The 18,505-nt window shown below is 69.6% G+C and carries 15 protein-coding genes; 4 read left to right on the top strand and 11 right to left on the bottom strand.

Features of this window, described 5'->3' with window-relative positions; translation table 11 throughout:
* The first annotated feature begins 85 nt into the window (after positions 1-85).
* From AB0H84_RS09315 to AB0H84_RS09305, 3 genes are read left to right on the top strand one after another with little or no spacing between them, the layout of a single operon-like run.
* Positions 86-1,087 carry an SIS domain-containing protein gene (locus tag AB0H84_RS09315; protein ID WP_357600619.1) on the top strand — a complete coding sequence of 334 codons (1,002 nt, stop codon included), beginning with the start codon at positions 86-88 and terminating at the stop codon, positions 1,085-1,087.
* Positions 1,088-1,094: 7 nt separating this feature from the next.
* A complete protein-coding gene (locus AB0H84_RS09310; RefSeq protein ID WP_357600617.1) occupies positions 1,095-1,955 on the top strand; it encodes a PfkB family carbohydrate kinase in 861 nt (286 codons plus the stop codon).
* 30 nt (positions 1,956-1,985) lie between these two features.
* Positions 1,986-3,071: a LacI family DNA-binding transcriptional regulator gene (locus AB0H84_RS09305; protein WP_357600614.1), complete on the top strand. Its 1,086-nt coding sequence runs from the start codon at positions 1,986-1,988 to the stop codon at positions 3,069-3,071.
* 18 nt (positions 3,072-3,089) lie between these two features.
* Here AB0H84_RS09305 and AB0H84_RS09300 read toward each other — a convergent pair whose 3' ends face one another.
* From AB0H84_RS09300 to cysD, 3 genes are all read right to left on the bottom strand, one after another.
* Positions 3,090-4,652 (bottom strand): alpha-L-arabinofuranosidase B, encoded by a 1,563-nt coding sequence (locus AB0H84_RS09300; RefSeq protein WP_357600611.1) that lies wholly within the window; start codon positions 4,650-4,652, stop codon positions 3,090-3,092.
* A 390-nt stretch (positions 4,653-5,042) separates the two neighbouring features.
* Complete coding sequence (gene cysC, locus AB0H84_RS09295; RefSeq protein WP_357600609.1) at positions 5,043-6,884, bottom strand: adenylyl-sulfate kinase; 1,842 nt, start codon at positions 6,882-6,884, stop codon at positions 5,043-5,045.
* Positions 6,885-6,892: 8 nt separating this feature from the next.
* On the bottom strand, positions 6,893-7,822 hold the full coding sequence (cysD, locus tag AB0H84_RS09290) for a sulfate adenylyltransferase subunit CysD (protein WP_357600979.1): 930 nt from the start codon (positions 7,820-7,822) through the stop codon (positions 6,893-6,895).
* Positions 7,823-8,074: 252 nt separating this feature from the next.
* On the opposite strand from cysD, the gene AB0H84_RS09285 reads away from it, so the two are divergent.
* Complete coding sequence (locus tag AB0H84_RS09285) at positions 8,075-8,548, top strand: GNAT family N-acetyltransferase (RefSeq protein ID WP_357600607.1); 474 nt, start codon at positions 8,075-8,077, stop codon at positions 8,546-8,548.
* Between the two features lie 31 nt (positions 8,549-8,579).
* Here the strand turns inward: AB0H84_RS09285 and AB0H84_RS09280 are convergent, their stop codons facing one another.
* From AB0H84_RS09280 to AB0H84_RS09245, 8 genes are all read right to left on the bottom strand, one after another.
* Entirely contained in the window at positions 8,580-9,185 is a 606-nt protein-coding gene (locus AB0H84_RS09280; RefSeq protein WP_357600604.1) for a CGNR zinc finger domain-containing protein, read from the bottom strand.
* Positions 9,186-9,227: 42 nt separating this feature from the next.
* Complete coding sequence (locus AB0H84_RS09275; protein ID WP_357600601.1) at positions 9,228-10,649, bottom strand: MFS transporter; 1,422 nt, start codon at positions 10,647-10,649, stop codon at positions 9,228-9,230.
* A gap of 66 nt (positions 10,650-10,715) precedes the next feature.
* Positions 10,716-11,990, bottom strand: coding sequence for an aspartate kinase (locus tag AB0H84_RS09270; protein WP_357600598.1), 1,275 nt, complete (start codon positions 11,988-11,990; stop codon positions 10,716-10,718).
* 138 nt (positions 11,991-12,128) lie between these two features.
* Positions 12,129-13,079, bottom strand: coding sequence for an acyl-CoA dehydrogenase family protein (locus AB0H84_RS09265; protein ID WP_357600595.1), 951 nt, complete (start codon positions 13,077-13,079; stop codon positions 12,129-12,131).
* Positions 13,076-14,212, bottom strand: coding sequence for an acyl-CoA dehydrogenase family protein (locus AB0H84_RS09260; protein WP_357600592.1), 1,137 nt, complete (start codon positions 14,210-14,212; stop codon positions 13,076-13,078). Before AB0H84_RS09260 ends, AB0H84_RS09265 begins: the two co-directional genes overlap by 4 nt.
* The gene (locus AB0H84_RS09255) at positions 14,209-15,018 is read right to left on the bottom strand and encodes an alpha/beta fold hydrolase (protein WP_357600590.1); all 810 of its coding nucleotides are present in this window, start codon (positions 15,016-15,018) and stop codon (positions 14,209-14,211) included. Before AB0H84_RS09255 ends, AB0H84_RS09260 begins: the two co-directional genes overlap by 4 nt.
* Positions 15,018-18,311: an amino acid adenylation domain-containing protein gene (locus AB0H84_RS09250; RefSeq protein WP_357600587.1), complete on the bottom strand. Its 3,294-nt coding sequence runs from the start codon at positions 18,309-18,311 to the stop codon at positions 15,018-15,020. Before AB0H84_RS09250 ends, AB0H84_RS09255 begins: the two co-directional genes overlap by 1 nt.
* 17 nt (positions 18,312-18,328) lie before the next feature.
* Positions 18,329-18,505, bottom strand: a complete 177-nt coding sequence (locus AB0H84_RS09245) for an MbtH family NRPS accessory protein (RefSeq protein ID WP_357600584.1) — start codon at positions 18,503-18,505, stop codon at positions 18,329-18,331.

The following is an 18,505-nucleotide window of genomic DNA, read 5'->3' as shown; positions in this document are numbered from 1 at the left end:
TCGCGGCTCGCTGTGCCAACGTGACTGCCGCGTGATACCGGTATCAGATCGGTCACGTGACATTTCCCCGGGAAAGGATGCGAAGATGCTCGGGTTCAACGAGCCGGAATTTGTCTCCCAGGTGACGAGCGCGGTGGGCCTGCGCCCACAGATCGAGGAGCTGGTCGACCGGCTCGTGAACGAGGGGTTCAAGCACGTGCTCCTCGTCGGCGCCGGCGGCACCTACGCCCAGATGTGGCCGTACGAGCACCTCGCGCGGCGCAGCTCCACGTTCGACGTGCGCGCGGCGATCGCGGCCGAGCTGATCGTCTCCGGTGACGCCCGCCTGGGCGAGGACACCGTTGCGGTCTTCACCTCGGTCTCCGGCACCACGGACGACACCATCCGCGCCATCGAGTACTGCAAGTCCAAGGGGGCCTACACGGTCTCCTTCACCGGCTACCCCGACTCGCCCGTGGCCACGAAGGTGGACACGGCGCTCGTCTCACAGCCCAAGACCTGGCCTTTCGACATGCAGCTGCTGCTGTTCATGACGCGGCTGCTCTCCCGCCGGGGCGAGTTCGAGGGGTACGAGAAGTTCGCCGCCGAGTTCGAGGGCATCCCGGGGATCCTCGTCGAGGTCGCCAAGCAGGCCGAGCCGGTGGCCGCCGCCTTCGCCGAGGCCCACAAGGAGAACGACTACCACTTCCTCATCGGCGGCGGGAACCTCTGGGGGTTCACGTACCTCTACTCCATGTGCATCCTCGAGGAGATGCAGTGGCTCCGCACCACCAGGGTGCACAGCGCGGAGTTCTTCCACGGCTCGCTCGAGCTGCTCGAGGAGAACACCAGCGTGATCATTTTCCAGGGTGAGGACGAGACGCGGGCGCTCACCGACCGCGCCGAGGCCTTCGCCCGGCGCGTCTCCAAGGACGTGACCGTCTTCGACACCCGCGACTACCCGCTCACCGGGATCAGCCCCGAGTTCCGCGGCCTGCTCGCGCCCCTCGTCCTCGACACCGTGATGAGCCGCGTCAGCAAGCACCTGGAGCGGGTCCGCGACCACTCCCTCGACCTGCGCCGCTACTACCGGGTCATGGACTACTGAGGCCCTGATGCGAGTGCTCGGCTTCGGCGACAACATCGTCGACCGGTTCATCGACCGCGGCATCGACTACCCCGGCGGCAACAGCGTCAACGTCGCCGTCTACGCCCGCCGGCTCGGCCTCGAGTCGGCGTACCTGGGCGTGTTCGGCGACGACTCGCTCGGCGCCTTCCTGCGGGAGTCGATCGCCGCGGAGGGGGTCTCCATCGACCGGTGCGTCATCCGGGAGGGCGAGAGCGGCGTCTCCCACCTCCGGGTCGACGACGGCGACCGCGTCTTCGTCGGCTGGAACGGCGGCGGCGTCACCGTCCGCGAGCCCCTGGTGCTCGACGACGGCCTGCTCGGCTACGTGCGCGGCTTCGACCTCGTGCATTCGAGCGTCTACTCGCGCAGCGAACCCGAGCTGCCGAAGCTGGCCGCGCTCCCCACGCTGGTCAGCTTCGACCTGTCCAGCGAGGAGGAGTACCGCGCTCCCGACTACCTGGACCGCGTCTGCCCGCACGCCGACCTCGTGCTGCTGTCCTGCTCCGACCTCGACGAGGCCGCCACCGCCGACCTCCTCGCCGAGGCGGTACGGCGGGGCGCCCGGCTCGCGGTCGGCACCCGCGGCGTGGGCGGCGCCATCGCCCACGACGGCCATGCCCCGGTGAGCGCCCCCGCGCGGCACGCCGACGGCATCGTCGACACGATGGGGTGCGGCGACGCCTTCCTCGCCGGGTTCGCCGCCTCGCTGCTGCGCGACGGCTGGACCTCGGCGGACCGGCCGGAGCCCGATCAGATCGCGCGGGCGCTGCGCCGCGGGGCCGAATCGGCCCGCGACCAGTGCTTCGTCGAGGGCGCCTTCGGCCATGGCCGGCTGACTACGATGTGATGGGCTGATCAGGAACGGGGGAAGGGATCCATGCCAGCGGACCGCGGCCAGGGGCCGACGATCTCCGAGGTCGCGGCGGAGGCCGGCGTGGGCCGCGCCACGGCGGCCCGTACGCTCGGCGGCTACGGATACGTCAGCCCCGAGCTGCGCGCGCGGGTGCTCGCGGCGGCCGAGAAACTCGGCTACCGCGCCAACGCGCTCGCGCGCAGCATGTCGACCGGCGTGAGCCACACCCTCGGCGTGATCGTGGCCGACATCGGCAATCCCTTCTTCGCGGGGCTGCTGCGGGGGATCTCCGACACCGCGCGGGCGCGGGGGTTCGACGTGATCGTGCTGAGCACGTACGAGAACCTCCAGCAGGAGATCGCGGCCACCAACGTGCTCATCGACAAGCGGGTCGACGGCGTCATCGTCTCCTCGGCCGCCCTCGACCGCGACCAGGTCGCGCACATCAGGGCGGCCATGGATCGGGGCATCCCCGTCGTGCTCGTCGACCGCGCGGTGGCCGCCCTCGACCTCGACGCGGTCGTCATCGACAACCGCGACGCCGCCCGCGAGGCGGTCGAGGTGCTCATCGCGGCCGGCCACCGCCGCATCGGGTTCGTGTGGGGTCCGCCGGTGGCGCAGCCGCCGTCGACCAGGCGCGAGCTGCTGGCGGCGGCCTCCGCCAGCCTGTGGACCGACGGCGAGCGGCTGCGCGGCTATCTCGACGCGCTCGACGACGCGCACATCCCGTTCGACCCCGAGCTCGTGATGGTCGGGCCCAAGACGGAGGAGCGGGTGGTGGGGGAGGTCGGCCGCATGCTCGCCCTCCCCGACCGGGTCACCGCCGTGTTCTGCACGGAGACGGACGGCATGACCGGCTCCCTGCGGGCGCTGCGGAAGGCGGGGCTGTCGTACCCGGACGACGTGGCGCTGATCGGGTTCGACGACAGCGCGTGGGCGGCGGTCATGGACCCGCCCCTGACGATGATCGCCCAGCCGGTGCACCAGCTCGGCGCCAAGGCGGCCGAGGTCCTCCTCGACATCCTGGGCGGCGCCGAGCCGGCCCGCACCATGCACACCCTCCGCTCCCATCTCATCCAGCGCGCCTCGGTGGCCCCGCCGCCCGAGTAAGGGCGGAGGAGCCGGCGGCTATGCCCAGGGCGAGGCGACGACCCAGCTCACGTCGTCGGCCCAGAGCGAGGTGCTGTCGAAGGTGTGCGAGCCGCCGTTGCTGGCGATGTAGACGGTGTTGCTGTAGTGGCGGATGTACCGGTCCGGGAAGTTGTAGGAGGCCAGCGAGACGCCCTGGCCGTTCTGGCCGGCCTGCGGGCAGAAGGTGGCGTCCGAGGCGAACAGCGAACTGCCGTCGTTGTGCTGCCGGTACAACTGGTAGTTCTGGTGGCGCAGGTAGTCGCCGGGGTAGTTCTTGGACTCCAGCGACACGCAGGAGCTGTTGGCCAGGCCGTTGCGTACGATCCACGTGGCGTCGCTCTTGTCGCCGGACGAGCTGGACGAGGTGATCACCGACGTGATGACCTGGTCGTTCTGGTGGCGGATGTAGCGGCCGGTGCAGCAGGCCGTCGTCGCGCGCAGCGAGATCGACGAGCCGGGGGTCAGCGTTCCGCCCGGGCCGCCCGTCGAGGTCGTGTATCCGGCGGCGACGATGTTGGCCTGCACCGCGTTCTCGGTGGCGTCCGTCGGATAGCCGGAGGTCATCACGCCCTCGTAGAAGGTGCCGGCGGAGCCGTGGCTGTTGTCGCCGCCGATGCCGAGGATGATGGCCCCCTCCTTCTTCATCGGGTTGTAGCCCGCGACGTTGGGGCGGGGTCCGTTGTAGAAGGTCGACAGGTTGCCCGACTGCGCGTTGCCGGCTCGGATCGCCCAGTGGTTGGGTTCGCCCTTGATGATGGCGGTCAGGTACCGGTAGTTCACGCTCGGGTCGTTGGCGTTGTAGCCGGCGTTCACTCCGGAGAACAGGCCGTTCTCGAGGTCGGCCATGACCCAGGGGCCGTTGCCCGTGCCGTAGCCCCAGACCTTGATGTTGCCGAAGTAGATGGCCTCCATGGTGCCGTTTCCGTTGTCACGGCTGTTGGTCTCGGCGTTGCCGTAGTCGAAGCAGCAGCCGCCGTTGTAGTGCGTGCCGTCGAAGACCGCGTACATCCCCTCCGGCTGGTCCCCCCTGGCGACGCCGTTGGTGTTGTTGTTGCGGTAGCCGGTGCCGGGGGCGACGAAGACGCCGTACGCCTTGTGGCCGTTGATCATGGTCGGCGCCGCGGTCGCGTTCGCGAGGTTGTCGTACCCGCCTGGAGCGGGACCTTGGAACCCGCCGGGGGGAGCCTGGGTGAGGTGGTTACCCCGGCCGGACTGGTCGTAAATGATGGTGATGAGGCAGGTGGTGCCGGCACAGAACGAATCCTGCGTGGCGGCGTTGGCGTATCCGCCCGCGCTCAGGAGGCCGATGTCCCGGGTGGTGTTGTCCGAAGCGCGGCGCACCTGGTAGAGCGGGCCGTTGTAGGAGCCGTACAGGGCGCGGGTCGTGCTGTGCGCCGCCACGCACGGGGTCCCGCCGGAGGCGTAGATGTCACACGACTGGGACGTCGCGGCCTGTGTCGGCGTGGAGATGCCGGCCAGCAGGCCGGCGGCGAGCGCGACGGCCGCACCCGCGGACAGCAGTGCCTTTTTGAGTTGCCGTAATCCGGACCGGGCAATCATGATGAACCTCTGCCTTTCAGGGGGCGCCGCGGAATGCCGGGGATTTTTCAGGCATGGGTTGTTCAACCGAAAGGCGCGAGCGGCCACCGTGCGGCCGGGCCTTCGGCGATATGCCCGCTGACCTGCGACATTACGACAGGGGTGGAAAGGGCAATTGTTCTGTTAGCGCTAACATTCTGGTGTGCTGTACGCCATCCGTGGATCGGGCTTGTGGGGTTTGTTGGCTCACTATGGATCGGGAGCACGTGTTGCGTCAAGGTTTCCGTGGAATTAGGAAAGTTTCACCTTGGTCAGAAAATAGTGCAAGGCTGGAGGGCCCGCGTCGCCTCGTCACGGGCTCGGGCGCACCGTGGCTGACGGCGAAGCAGGCCCCGGCCATGCCACCGTGCGTCAGGGCTCGCCCGGTGCGGGGTCCAGGAGGGCGCACAGCTCGTCCGTCACGTCGTCGAGCGAACCCGAGCCGTCGACCACCAGGTCGGGGTGCTCCGGAGGCTCGTAGATCTGGCCGAGGCCGGTCATGTTCGGCAGCCGGCCGAGCTTCGCCTGAGCGTACAGGCCCTTCGGATCGCGGCGCACGCACACCTCGGCCGGGGTGTTCACCCAGACCTCGGCGAAATCGTCCGGCTGGAACAGGCTCCTGGCCGTCGCCCGGTCCGCCCGGTACGGCGACACCAGCGCGACGATCACGATCAGCCCGGCGTCCAGCAGGATGCGGGCCAGCTCGGCGACCCGGCGCACGTTCTCCGAGCGATCTTCGGGGGTGAACCCGAGGTCCTTGTTCAGCCCGCTCCGGACGTTGTCGCCGTCGAGCACATACGTGTGCAGCCCCATGCCGTGCAGCCGCCGCTCTACGGCGTTGGCGATCGTCGACTTGCCGGCGCCCGGCAGACCGGTCAGCCACAGCACCATGGCTCGCTGCCCCTTCAGCCGCTGCCTGGCGTCGCGGTCGACGGTGTAGGAGTGTGGCACGACGTTGCGACCGCGCCGCAGCGCGTGCCGGACCATGCCGGCCGCCACGGTCTCCTTGCTGACCCGATCCACGAGCAGGAAGCTGCCCGTGTCGCGGCACGCCTCGTACCTGTCCAGGCTGACCGGGGTGTCGGTGGTCAGCTCGACGGTGCCGATGTCGTTGAGGCCGAGGGTGCGCGCGGCGAGTTGCTTGCCGGACATCACCTCCATCCGGCCGCGCACGTTCGTGACCATGGCTGGCACGGTCCGCGATCCGGCCAGCAGCAGGTAGGAGCGGCCATGCCGCAGTGGCTCCTCTGCGGTCCAGACCAACGTGGCGGAGTACGCCGTCGCCGGGGACAGCTCGTTGCCGGCGGTGTCCGGCGTGGTCAGGAGATCTCCGCGGCGGACGTCGACGTCGTCGGCCAGCGTCACCGTCACCGGGGTGCCGGGGCCGGCCTGGTCGAGGTCGCCGCCGCCGGGGCCGAGAACCCGCTCGATCTTCGAGGCCGCGCCGCCGCCGGCGACCGCGACGGTGTCGCCCGGCCGGACCGGGCCGCCGACCACCGTGCCCGCGAAACCGCGGAAGTCGTCCGCGCGAATCACGTACTGGACGGGCAGCCGGTAGTCGTCGGTGCTCTCCGGTCGCGACGGTTCCCAGGTCGTCAGCGCGTCGAGCAGCGTCGGCCCGTTGTACCAAGGCAGATTCGGCGACCGCTCGACGACGTTGTCCCCGCTGAGCGCGCTGGCCGGTATCACGGTCGCCGCCATGTCGAACCCGCCCGCCGCCGCCAGCACCTCGCTCGCGAGCTTGTCGAACACCGCCTGGTCGTAGCCCATCGCGTCGAGCTTGTTGACCACCGCGATGACGGCCCGCACGCCCATCAGCGCGCAGATCGCCAGGTGCCGATGGGTCTGCTCGCGGACCCCCTTGGTGGCGTCGACGAGCAGTACGGCGATGTCCGCGGTGGACGCCGCGACAGCCATGTTGCGGGTGTACTGCTCGTGTCCCGGCGCGTCGGCGATGATCACCCGCCGCCCGGACGGCAGGTCCAGGAAGAGGTACGCGACATCGATGGTGATGCCCTGCTCGTGCTCGGCCTCCAGCCCGTCGGTCAGGAGCGAGTAGTCCACCTCTCCGGCCGGGATCGTGGAACCGCCGCGCCTGGTCCGCCGCGCGTAGTCCAGTTGCTCCTCGGTGGCGCTGCCGGTGTTGGCGAGCAGCCGGCCGATGAGGGTGGACTTGCCGTCGTCGACCGACCCGCACGCGATCACTCGAAGCATGGAGATCATCAGAAGTACCCCTCAGACTTCTTGCTCTCGATGGATGTGCCGCCCTCACCGTCGATGAGCCGGCCTGCGCGTTCGGACCTGCGGTCGAGTCGCATCTCGTCGATGATCTCGTCGAGGTTCGCGGCCTTCGACTCGACGGCCGCGGTCAGCGGGTAGCAGCCGAGGGTGCGGAACCGTACGTGGCGCAGTTGCGGCTGCTCGCCGGGTAACAGCGGGAAGCGCTCATCGTCCACCATGATCAATGAGCCGTTCCGCTCGACGACCGGGCGCGGTGCGCTGAAGTACAGCGGCACCACGGGGATGTCCTCCCGCCTGATGTAGCGCCAGACGTCCAGCTCCGTCCAGTTCGACAGCGGGAACACCCGCATCGTCTGGCCGTCGGCCAGCTCGGTGTTGGCCGACCACCAGAACTCCGGACGCTGCGAGCGCGGCTCCCAGCGGTGGTGGGGCTCACGCAGCGAGAAGATCCTCTCCTTGGCCCGCGACCGCTCCTCGTCGCGCCGCGCGCCGCCGATCGCCGCGTCGAACCCGCTGTCGTCGAGCGCCCGGCGCAGCGTGACGGTCTTCATGATCCGCGTGTACTCGTGCGCGCCGTGGGTGAACGGCGTGGCTCCTTCGGGGTTGGTGTGCACCCGTAGGTCGAGCCCCAGCCGCCGGGCCGTGTCGTCCCGGAAGGCGATCATCTCGCGGAACTTCCAGCCGGTGTCCACGTGCAGCACGGGAAACGGCATCTGACCGGGCGCGAACGCCTTGATCGCCAGGTGCAGCAGCACTGAGGAGTCCTTGCCGATCGAGTAGAGCAACACCGGCCGGCGAAATGCCCCGGCGACCTCACGCAGGACGTGGATCGCCTCGGCCTCGAGCCTGTCCAGGACGTGTTCTTCGGCCAAGTCTCGGCCCTCCGTCGTCGTTGAGCAGAAATGCCTGATGAACGATGCGGCTCTGCTGCCCCGGAGTAACCTGTAAAAACATCATAACGGTTATTCTTCGTCAGGCAGTATCCCAGCCCTCCGGGGAAGCCCTCCAGCAAGCCTTCCAACCAGATTGGCGGTGCGGCGATGAACGCTCGTAGCAAGCAGAAAGCGGCCGGCTCCCTGACGGTCAGAGAACTCTCCAAGAAGACCTGGAGCGACTTCGAGACGGTTCTCGGAGACAACGGAGGCGCCCGCGGGTGCTGGTGCATGCACTGGCGGCTCTCCATTGCCGAGTGGACGGAGGGAAAGGGCGAGGGGAACAAGAAGGCCATGAGCCGTCTCGCCCAGCGCGAACCGGCGCCCGGCGTCATCGTCTACGACGAAGACGCGCCGGTGGCATGGTGCTCACTCGGGCCGCGCTCCTCGTTCCCGAGACTCGAGCGCTCGCCGCTCCTGTCGAACATCGACGACGAGCCGGTCTGCGCGCTCGCGTGCGTCTTCGTCCACAAGAAGCATCGGGGCTCCGGGCTGCTGCCGGCCATTCTGGAAGCCGTCTGTGGCTATGCCGCCTCCGCGGGTTACACGACCGCTGAGGGCTATCCGGTCGAACCTCGCGACGGGAAACGCGCGGGCGCGGACACGGCGATGACCGGGATCGCCAGCGCCTTCCTCAAGGCCGGCTTCTCCGAGGTGGCGCGCCCGCGCAAGGATCGGCCGATCATGCGGCGGAAACTCGGGTGACACCGGAGATCGCGAGAAGGCGCGCGGCGGATCAGGGCCGCGTCCGGCTCTGACGGTGACGGCGCGCCTTCTCGCGATTTCCGCAAATGCTCATGCTGCACCAGCGACGCCGGCCACCCCGCGAGGAATCCAGGAACAGCCAGCCGCATCTTCCGCACGCCCGGATCCGGTCGTGCGGAAGCGTGAACACCGCGTTGACCACCAGCAAGGACAAGGCCGCGGGAATCGCTCCCGGCGCCGTCCAGTCCGCGGTGAAGCGGTCAGGCGTGGCGCCGATCTGCTTGACCTGTCCCGCCCGCACGCCTCTCCCGGCCCGCTCGAGCAGCGCGCCGAACGGATCGGGCGGTACGGACTCGCCATGAGCGATCGCGCTGAAGATGGCCCACGCCTGTTCGCGGACTGCCTGCACCTCCGGCACGAGACCGCTCGCGGAGGCCTCCGGCAGCGGCGGCACCGTCTCGACCAGGCCCGCGGACGCGCACCACGTCAGGACGTCCGAGGGTTCTTTCAGCAGCTCGCCGTCCTCCACCGGGTGGTTCCGGTCGAAGACGGTATTGGTGAGATCCAGCACCGGGTGGCCGCCGACGAAGTGGGCGTCCTGCCACGGCGCCTGGACCTCAGCGCCCAAAGTAACCATCTTCCCGAATGTAAATGGTTTCTCCGGCGTTGGGAAGAGCCGCTATGCGACCTCCCCCTGGAAACGTCTCCGGAGCAGGACGGTCGTGATGATCGCCCCGACCGCGAACACGACGGAGCACCACAGGGCCCAGCGCCAGCCCTCCAGAGTGGCCTCGGGTCCACCGGAGGCGGCGAAGTGGGCCGCCACCGCGGTCACCACGCTGACACCGACGGCCAGCCCGAGCTGCTGGGAGACATTGATCAGAGCGCCGGCGGTGGCCTGCCGCCCCTCCTCGGCGCCGTTCGTGCCGGCGATGCTCGTCGTGATCAGCGCGATGATGTGGCCGAAGGCGTTCACGGAGGTGCCGATCAGGACGAGGGCGAGCCCGTGACCCTCCGGCAGTCCCACCATGATCAGAATGCCGAACGTCTCGATGACGATCCCGAGAAGGAGCACCCGGTAAAGCCCGAAGCGCTCGACGAACTTACCCGCGTAGATTCCGGTGACGATCGCGATCACGCCCGAGACCGCGAACGTCAAGCCGGTCGGGAGCGCCCCCATACCGAGATGCGTCTGCAGGTAGAGGGTGAGAACGAACAGCATTCCACCGTACGAGCAGATCAGCAGGATGGTGACCAGGTTGGCCGCGCCGATGGCGGCTCGGCGGAAGATGGAGATCGGCACGAGGGCGTTGTGTCTTCTGGACTCCACCCAGATGAAGAGGGCGACCGCGGGCACCGCGATCACCGCGGAGAGCAGGATCGGAGCTGACGTCCAGCCGTACTTCTCCCCTTCGGTGAGGGCGAACACGAGCGCGACCATGCCCGTGGTTGCCAGGGCGACACCGGTGACGTCGAGGTCGCGGGATGCGTGCCTGTCCCGGCTCTCGTCGAGATGGGCTCTCGCGAGCAGACCGAAGACCAGGACAATGGGTACGTTGATCAGGAAGACGGACCTCCAGCCGGCGAACTCGGTGAGAACGCCCCCGAGCACCATGCCCGCGACGAACCCCGCCGACAGGGCCGACCCGTAGATGCCGAGAGCGCGTTCGCGTTGCGGTCCTTCCGGGATGGCCGCCTGGAGCAGCCCCAGCCCCGCCGGGGCGATGAACGCGGCGGCCACCCCTTGCAGGGCGCGGCCCGCGACAAGAGAGGCCGGAGACCAGGCAAGCCCCGCGAGCAGCGAAGCAAGGAGGAAGCCGGCCAGGCTCCAGATGAACACTCGCTTCCTTCCGTACAGATCGGCGACCCTGCCCCCGAGGAGGAGGAAGCCGCAGAAGGCGAGCGGGTAGGCGGAAAGGACCCAGGCGACGCCGAGCCCGGACGAGAAGTCCATGGACTTGAGAATGCTGGGGGCGGCGACGTTGATGATGGAATAGTCAAGAGCCACCAGGAACTGGGTGCCGCAGATGACGATGAGCTGCCAGAACTGCCGGGACCGGACTTCGCTCTCAACAGTTGCCGGTGACGGTGCTTGCTTCATTTCCGTTCCTTTCGCTCCTGCCGGCCGTCGGCTCCGATAGGTCAGGCGGCCCCCTCTGGTGATGGGTCATCCCGATCGGGCAGTGCACCATGGGCGGACCCGAGTCGGTTCCGGAGCGGGCGTGTGGGCCTCCCCGAGGGAGCCGAGAAACAGGCGGTGAAGATGCGTCAGCGCGTTGAGTACGTCGTGCTCGGCGCACGTGATGGAGATCCGCCGGGCATGGACGGTCACGTCCCGCACGATGACGCCGTGGGTGGTGAGCGTGTCCAGCAGAAGGCGCACCTCGGGCTGGTGCGGACAGAAACCGCGGCCCACCAGTGACACTCTCCCCATGGGGCCGGACCATTGGCATCCGGCGAAGGCGTTGGCCGCGCGCAGGTCGGTGAGCACCCCGTCGATCTGGTCCCGGTCGGTCGCGTTGACGAGGAAACGGAGCGAACCGGGGGTGTCGGTGATCAGGTGGTCGAGCATGTCGACGGGGAGCATCGGATCGGCCAGCGCGGCGGCGATCGTGGTCAGGGCGGCGGGGTCGACGCCGTCGAGCCGGCATCGGAGTTGATCGGTCCGGTGGACGACGCCGATGGCGGTGGATCGCTCGCTGTCGAGTGCCGCCGCGGGAAGGTCGGTCACCCACGTGCCGGCGGTCTCGGCCATGCTGGATCGGACGTGGACCGGAACGCGATGGATGCCGGCGTACTCGACGCTGGAATGGGCGAGCACCGTGGCGCCGCAGGCGGCCAGCTCGGCCATGTCCTCGTAGGAGAGGTGGTCCCATTTGCGGGCCTCGGCGACATGTCGGGGATCGGCGGTGAACACCCCCTCGACGTCGGTGAATATCTCGCACGCCGCAGCCCGTAGCGCGGCGGCCAGGGCGACGGCGGTGGTGTCGGAGCCGCCTCGGCTCAGGGTGGTGAGCTCGCCGCTGTCCGCGGCGATGCCCTGGAAACCGGTCACCACAGGGACCAGGCCGGACCGGACGCATTCGCGGATGGGGGCAGGGTCGACATTGACGATACGTGCACAACCGTGCACCCCGTCGGTGATGATGCCGCCGTCGTGGGCGCTGAACGAACGGGCGGGCACCCCCAGTTCGTGCAGCGCCAGGGCGAGCGCGGCCGCGGAGGCCTGTTCGCCGGTACTGAGCAGGAGGTCCAGCTCCCGGGCCTGCGGGTTGTCGGTGAGGCTGCGGGCCAGGCCGAGCATGGAGTCGGTGGTGCGGCCCATCGCGGAGACCACGGCGACCACGGGCCCATCCGCGGCGGCTATGCGCCGCGCCGCGCGCCGGATCTTGCTCGCGTCACCTAGTGATGTTCCGCCGTACTTCTGTATCACCAGGTCCATCGGTCTTCTCTTCCTGCGCCACATCGTTTGTTGCGGACCATCCGGCCAGGTGGAGCCGGGGGTGCGGGTCGGCCGGTCGAGCCGCACCCGCAGTGCCGCGGGTGCGAAGGACTCGCCGGCCGTTCGCCGCGGTCTCCGTCATCGCCGTTCCCAGCTTTCGCCGCGCAGCCGGTACGGCGTGCCGAGTCGCACCGATTCGAACGCCGCCCACCTGTAGTACAACTGGGCGTCGTTGTCCGACCGCATGCCCGCGGCGCCGTTGATCTGCATGGTCTGCGTCGTGACGGTGCGGGCCAGATCCGAGGCCGCCGCGAGGACGGCGGCCGCGTGCGCGGCCGCGCCGGAGTCGTGCACCAGCAGGCGCGTCGCGTCGATGTGCATCGACAGTTCGCTGAGCCGGAACGCCAGGGCTTGGAACTTGCCGATGGGCTGGCCGAACTGGCGGCGCGTCCTGGCGTGGTCGACGGCGTGGTCGAGCGCGGCCTGGGCGAGACCCACCAGGTACGCCGCCTGGCGCACCCGCGCGTTGGCCAATGCCGCCTCCCACTCGGGGGCGGAGCCGGCCCACGTGGTCACGGGCGTGCCCGCGAACTCGACCTCGTACGCCTCGCCCCGGCTCGTTTCCTCGTACCGCCGCATCGTGATGGACGGGTGGCCGGCGCGTACGAGCGCCAGGCGCAGCCCGGCGCCGTCGACGCCGCCCACCAGGAAGTGGTCCACCTCCGCCGCGAACCCGACGAAGGCCCGCCGCGCGGAGATCGCACCGTTCTGCTCGGTCCATGGCTCGTCGGCGACCGCCAGTGCCACCGGCGCCTGGCCGAGGTCGTGGTCGGGCAGCAGCTCTCGCGCGGTGAGCGTGTCGAGCAGCGGACCCTGGTACAGCACCGACCCGAGCAGCTCGGCCAGTCGCACGGTGTCGGAGGAGTCCAGCGCGTTGAGCTTGACCAGCCCCTCCCACACCATGGCGCGGACCTCGCGACTGTCGTCGTCCCCGCCCTCGGCGCGCGGCCGATCGGCCATCCGCCGGACCAGCGGTGCCAGATCCTCGTCGAAGAAGTCGGCAATCGCCGTGGTCTCCACTGCGGTCATGACGGCAACCCCAATTTCGATGTGGCGACAGAGAAGAGCATGATCTCCGAAGAACCCTGGGCGAGCGTCAGCCCAGGAGCCTCCCGGAACCCGGCGTCGAAGACGCCCTCGGCGATCGCCGCAGGGTCGCGCGCGTCCAGCAGCGCCCGCGGCCCGAGCAGTTCGACCGCCGCCACCGACACTTCCTTGGCCGTCTCCGAGGTGTACCACTTGGCGGTCGCCGAGTGCACCTCGTCGGGCCGCCCGTCCTGCAGGTTGGCCACGCACCGCCAGGCCAGCAGCCGCGCCGCGCGTACCCGCGTCTCCAGCTGCACCAGCCGCTGCTCGCACCCGGGCGGCGCGTGCTCACGCAGCGCGGCCAGCGTGCGCTCCGCCTTGGCGGAGTGGTCCAACCCGGTACGCTCCAGCGGCAGCACCTTGCCCAGCACCTGCCAGCCGTCGTCGACCTCGCCGAGCACGTCCTCGGACCCGACCCGGATCCCGTCGAGTGTCACGAGGTCGAACCGCTCCTCGGACAGGTTCCACACCGGCTCGATGACCACGCCCATGCTCTGCAGCGGCACCAGGAACAGCGTGATCCCGGCGAAGTTCACCGGGCCGGAGGATGTGCGGGCCGCGCACAGCGCGAAATCACTGTGCTGCGCCTTCATGTTGTAGATCTTGCGGCCGTACAGGCGCCAGTGGTCGCCGTCCGGCTCGGCGCGCGTGCCCAGCGACGCCAGGTCGGATCCGATGTCCGGCTCGCTGAACAGCACGTTGGCGGTGATCTCCCCGCGCGCGAGGCCCGGCAGGAACCGTTCCTTCTGCTCCTGCGTGCCGAACAGATGGATGGCGTTCCCGACGATGTCGATGCCCAGGGAGTGCACGTTCTCCGGCACGCCGTGGCGGATCATCTCCTCGGTGAGGATCGCCTTCTCCACGATCGTCGCGCCCGCGCCGCCGTACCGCTCGGGCCAGTTGATCGCGAGCCACCCGAGCTTGCCGAGCCGCCGGTGCACGTCGAGCAGGCCGCTCTCCTCCCCGTACGGCATCCGCCGGGACTGCGCGATCTCCGCGCGTACCGCGTCCTCGCACAGCAGCTTGCAGACTTCTTTCCGGAAGCTGTCCTGTTCCGGCGTGAAGGCCGGCATCATCGGACACTCACCTCGCTTGATCTGTCGCGCATGACTTCCGCCAGCGCCTCGATGTGTGGGGGTCGGAGCATGGTGTAGTGGTCGCCACGCACCACATGGGTCTCATCCGCGTAGGCACGGCACCGGTCGATCCTCCCGGCCGCCGACTCCTCGGCGCGCAGCAGCACCACCCGGCTGTCCACGCGCGACGGACGGAACGTCAGGAGCGCACGCACGTTCGCGGCGAACACCGGGAACCGCTCGGCCAGCTCGGGCTCATCCGGTTCGGCGCCCATGGCCGTGACGTCGGCGGCGAACCACGCGTTCAGCTCATCGTCGCGGGGATGGGAGGGTTCGTCGGGGATGGCGGTGTCGAGCACGAACGTCAGCGCGACATCGCCGTCCTGACGCGCCATCTCGAGCGCCACCGCGCCACCCACCGACCAGCCGCCCACCTGCAGCGGCCCGTCGGGCTGGACCTCGCGGACCGCGGCCAGATAGGTGGCCGCGAGATCGGGCAGCCCCCGGCCCTCGGTCGCGGCACCGTGCAGGCCGGGATCCTCCAGCGCGTAGACGGGCTGGTCGTCGCCCAGCAGCGGGGCCAGCGGGACGTAAGGCGCCACCGATCCGCCCGCGGCGTGCACGAGAAACAGCGGCGGCTTCGAACCCGCGCGATGGAGCGGCACGAGCGGGGAGCCCGGCCGCCCCTCCGGCGGAGCGGAGGAGGTCCCCTGCCGGGCAAGGGCCTCCTCCCGCTTGCGCCGTAGCCGGAGGTGCAGCACCGCGCGCCGCTTCTCCGCCAGGATGGCGGGACGCGAAGCGGTCATCAGCTCGACTCCTTCAGGAGCCGATCGAGTTCCTCTTCGGGCAGATCGGCGATCTGCGCCTCCAGCCGCGCCACCTCGTCGTCGCCCAGCAACGCGCGCTGCGCGTCGTCGATCTGGGCGGCGAACTGGCTGAGCAGCGGGTAGCTGAACAGCCGCCGCGGGTCGAGTGTCACCTGGAAGGCGTCGCGCACCCGCGAGATCATCTGGGTCACCTGCAGGGAGTTGCCGCCGAGGACGAAGAAGTTGTCCTGCGCGCCGATGCTGCCGGCATCGAGGCTCAGCAGGCTCTGCCAGATCTCGGCCACCCGGCGCTCCGTCTCGGTGCTCAGCTCGACCTGTCCCGCACCGCCGTCGGGGCGCGGATCGGGCAGCCGTGCGTGGTCCACCTTCCCGGTCGAGGTCAGCGGGAGCTGATCCAGGCGCACATAGTCGGTGGGCACCATGTGCAGGGGGAGCAGCCCGCTCAGGTGTTCGCGGAGCGCGTCCTGCTCGAACTCGCCGACCACGTAGGCGGCCAGCCAGGCCGAGGACGTGCCCTGGTCGCGTACGGTCACGACGCACTGCCGCACGCCGTCGAAGGTCTCGATGGCGTGCTCGATCTCGCCGAGCTCCACGCGCAGCCCGCGCAGCTTCACCTGGCGGTCGGCCCGGCCCAGGAACTCCAGATTGCCGTCGGAGTTCCAGCGCACCAGGTCGCCGGTGGCGTACATGCGCTCGCCCGGGGTGGTGGCGAACGGGTCGGGCAGGAACTTCTCGGCGGTCTGGTCGGGCCGGCCGAGGTAGCCGATGGCCAGACCGGCGCCTGCCATGTAAAGCTCCCCGGGTACGCCGACCGGCACCGGCCGCAGTGCCTTGTCCAGGACGTAGGCCCGCTGATTGGCCATCGCCCGGCCGATCGGCGGCGGTCCGTCCAACGGCTCCGGCGGGCACAGGTAGTCCACGCAGGTCACCGTGACCTCTGTCGGCCCGTACCCGTTGTGGAACTCGCGTCCGGGCTTGCTCCACCGGTTGACCAGATCGGCGCCGAACGGCTCCATGCCGATGAAGCACACCCGCAGATCGTCGAGGGCGGACGGATCGAGCAACCCCAGCACGGCGGGCGGGATGTCGACCATCGTCACCCGCTCGCGGGCCAGCAGCCCCTGCAACTTCTCCGGGTCGAGCAGTTCGGAGCGCGGCGCGCCCACGATGGTGCCGCCCGCGGTGAGCGTCGAGAACACGTCCGACACGCTCACGTCGAAGGCGGGGTTGGAGAACTGCAGGATCCGGTCGTCCGGCGTCACCGAGAACATCTGCTGGAAGGTGGTGCAGAAGTTCACCACGGCCCGGTGCGGGACCATGACGCCCTTGGGGGTGCCGGTCGAGCCCGAGGTGTAGATGACGTACGCCGTGTCCTCCTGCGACACCTGCACCGACGGCGGCGAAGCCGGCCATCGGTCGAGCGCGTCCGTGTCCAGCAGGAGCCGCGCCACGTCCGCGGGCACGCCGCCGGCCAGATCCGACGTGGTGAGCACGGCCGCCACGTCGGCGTCGCCGAGCTGGTAGGCCAGCCGCTCCGGCGGATACTGCGGGTCGAGCGGCAGCCACGCCCCGCCCGCCTTGAGCACGCCGAGTTCGGCGACCGGCAGGTCGAAGCCGCGCTCGAGCAGCACCGCGACCACGCGTCCCGGCGCCACCTTGAACTCCTCGACGAGCGCGTGCGCCAGCCGGCTGGACCGTTCGTCCAGTTGCGCGTAGGTGAGGTCCTCTCCCGCGAACCGCATCGCGACCGCGTCGGGCGCCTCGGCCGCGCGCGCCGCGACCAGCTCGTGCAGCAGGCGCTCGTCCCGCTCGCCCGGCTCGGGATTCCATGCGGTGAGCACGCGCAGATATTCGTCGTCGGACATGATGTCCAAGGAGTCCACGCGAGCGTCCGGCCTGGACAGGGCGTCGCCCATGACCGTGGTGAAGTGTTCCACCAGCCGCTCGATGCGCTCGTGGTCGAACAGCTCGGAGGAGTATTCGATCCACACGCCCAAGCCGCCGTCCGGCAGGTCGTTGATCTGGAACGTGATGTCGAACCGGGTCGTCTCCGGTTGCGGGGTCAGCATCTCGACCTCTACGCCGGGCAGGCGCCAGCGCGCGATCATCTGCTCGGGCAGCAGCGTGAACAGGTGCGCGACCAGCGGATTCCGCCCCGGCAGCCGCTCCGGTTTGAGCTCCTCCACCAGGCGGCCGAACGGCACGTCCTGGTGGGCCATCGCCTCGAGGATGTTGTCGTTGGCGGCGTGCACCAGGTCGCGGAAGACGGGGTTGCCCCCGAGATCGCCGCGGACCACCACCGTGTTGGCGAAGAACCCCATCATGGGTTCGATCTCCGAGCGCGTCCGCCCGGAAAGGACCGACCCGAGCGCGATGTCCTGCTGGCCGGTGTAGCGGTTCAGCAGGACCTGGTATCCGGCCATCGTCAGGGCGAGCAGGGAGACGCCCTCGGCCTTGGCCAGATCGCGGATCCCGCGTGCGAGGTCGTCGGGCAGGCGGGTCTCGTAGATGCGGCCGGCCCCGGTGGGCGCCGACGGGCGCTGCCGGTCGGTACGCCACTCCAGCGGTTCCATCCCGTCCACCGCGGAGTGCCAGTACTCGATCTGCTTGGCCGGTTCATCGCTGAGCAGCCAGAGCCGCTGCCACGCCGCGAAGTCGGCGGGCTGAAGGGTCAGTTCGGGGAAGTCCGCGCCCTCCGGATCGGCGTAGCGGGCCGTCAGCTCCTCGGCGAACTGGCGCGAGGACCATCCGTCGATGACGATGTGATGCCAGACGATGGAGAGCACATGGTCCTCAGGGCCCAGCCGCAGCAGGCCGAACCGGTACGGCGGGCTGTTGCGCAGGTCGAACTCCTCGCGCACCTGCCCGTCGATCCAGTCCTGAATGGACTCCTCGCTCCCGTCGGTCACCGGCAGGTCCCAGCTCTCGGGTGGCGGATCGACCGTCTGGAAGGGCACGCCGTGCTCATCGCCGAACCGCGTACGCAGGCTCTCGTGCCGCGCGACGATCCCGCGCAGCGCCTCGGAGAGTCTGGCCACGTCGAGCGGCCCGCGCAGGCGCATCGCGAACGGGACGTTGTAGACCGGTGCGCCCGCGACCATCTGGTGCAGAAACCACAGGAACCGCTGCTGTTCGGCGATGGCCATCTTTCCGGTACGCGGGACGGGGACGATCTTCTCCCGCTCGGCCTTCTCCGCCACTCGCTGGCGGACCTTCCGCTCCAGCAAGGCGCGCCTGATGTCGGCGACGTTTCGTTCGTTGGGTGCGGACATGATCTCGGGTTCCTCCTTCACCGTCGCACGCTGATCGGGCGCAGATCGGTCCACACCCGCGCGATGTGTTCCAGGCATTCGCTCTTGCCGCCCTCGACCCCGGCCTCGCGCCAGCCGGCGGGGAGGTCCCGGCCGGCGGGCCAGATCGAGTACTGCTCCTCGTGGTTGAGCACCACGATGTAATTCGCTTCCAT

This window comes from Nonomuraea sp. NPDC050786, assembly GCF_040654115.1.
Taxonomy (GTDB): domain Bacteria; phylum Actinomycetota; class Actinomycetes; order Streptosporangiales; family Streptosporangiaceae; genus Nonomuraea.
This window is presented reverse-complemented; position numbering and strand designations above follow the sequence as displayed.